Origin of the sequence: Streptomyces diastatochromogenes, assembly GCF_002242805.1 — a bacterium.
GTDB classification, from domain to species: Bacteria; Actinomycetota; Actinomycetes; order Streptomycetales; family Streptomycetaceae; genus Streptomyces; species Streptomyces diastatochromogenes.
In genome coordinates this window covers 1-1,431 of the sequence record NZ_MCGQ01000148.1, presented here as the reverse complement: position 1 = coordinate 1,431, position 1,431 = coordinate 1, and the positions used below count along the sequence as shown (strand labels likewise).

Here is a 1,431-nt window from a genome sequence, read left to right as displayed (position 1 = left end):
AGCCGCTGCCGCGGAGGGGATGAGGCGGCGCGGCCGGGGACACATTCTGGCGACGGTGTCCATGGGCGGAGTCCTGGCGCTTCCGGGTTCCGCCGTCTACTCGGCCGCGAAGTCGGGACTGCGGGCCTTCCTCACCGCCCTCTCCTCCGAACTGCGCGACACCGGGGTCGCCGTGAGCGGCATCTACCCCAGCGGCGTCGACACCCGCATGCTCCAGCACGAGGCGCTGCACGGCGGCAGCATGCTCAACTTCGTCGGCAAGGTGCTCTCGGTCGAGGACGTCGTACGCGGCTATGCGCGTGCCCCGCGCACCCGCCGACTGGAGATCTTCCTGCCGTACGGCGACAGCCTCGTCTCCCGGGCGATGGCCTTCGCCCCCGCGCTGTCCCACCGCGCCCTCCCCCTCATGGAACGCGTCGGACGGCTCGGGCACGCCCGGTATCTCAAGCGCAAGGGCCTGGGATAGGGCACTCGGACGCCGGGAGCACCCGCACATGCACGTCGAGTGGAGCGAGGGCGCGGCCGTGCGCGGTGGGTGGCTCTGACAACAGCTGTTGATCGTGCGACTATCGGCTTGCCCGATGCCCCTTGCGAGTTACGCCGGGAAAGGTGGTGTCAAGCGAGGAACTGCGGGGTCAGTTCGTAGTGGCGGCTCACCCGCACGCCGGTTGGGTCGAGTTCGAAATTGACCTGCCAGATCTCGACGCCGCGTTGCACGGCTTGGGCGACCTGGGCTTTGACTTCGCTGTGGTGGCTGCTCTTCTGCACTTGGAAGCCTGGGTTGTCGTAGAGGAAGCAGACCAGGAGGATCGCGCGTTCGTGGGCTTCGAGGCTGCGGCCGAGTTCGCCGATGTGCCTGACGAGGCGGTCGGTTGCGGCCAGGGGCGGGCGTGGCCGGGTGTGGATGTGGTCGCCGAGGGTCACCTGGAGGTTGTCCAGGGGGGTCTTCACCTCGACGTAGGTGTCGTCGTCGACGAGGAAGTCGAGCCGTGACCGGCCGAGGAACTTCTCGCGTTGGACGGTTTCCGCGGTGACGATCTGCGGCAGGAGCCTGCTGCGGAGGGCCTGTTCGATGTAGCGGTTGGCTGCGGTCTGGTTGATGCCGATCCAGGCGGGCTGTCGGGTACCGGGCGGATCGACGCTGACCGCCTCGACGGTGTAGGGGGTCTTGCGGGTGCTGCTGTGGCTGCGGGACAGCAGACAGGGCAGGCCGTCCAGGACGAGGTTGCCGATGCGGCCGGTGGTCGGGCAGTGGCAGGCGACCGTCGTTCCCTCGACGTCGACGTCGATGATGAACCGGTTGGGGCGCCGGATGATGGTGGCCTGTGTCAGAGGTTCGGGGAAGTAGATCCTGTCGCCTCTTGTCTGCAGTGCTGCGGCGCTGTCCGTCATGCTGCCTTCGATCCTGTGCGTGCGGGTGGCACGGCGGGC

The 1,431-nt window shown here is 68.2% G+C and carries 2 protein-coding genes; one reads left to right on the top strand and one right to left on the bottom strand.

Annotation, left to right across the window (positions count from 1 at the left end; all coding sequences use genetic code 11):
* On the top strand, positions 1-466 hold a 466-nt coding region (locus tag BEK98_RS47175), incomplete at its 5' end, for an SDR family NAD(P)-dependent oxidoreductase (RefSeq protein WP_143684290.1).
* Positions 467-615: 149 nt separating this feature from the next.
* On the opposite strand, the gene BEK98_RS47170 is transcribed toward BEK98_RS47175, so the two are convergent.
* A partial coding sequence (locus BEK98_RS47170) for a DNA/RNA nuclease SfsA (RefSeq protein WP_208643444.1) occupies positions 616-1,431 on the bottom strand: 816 nt, incomplete at its 5' end.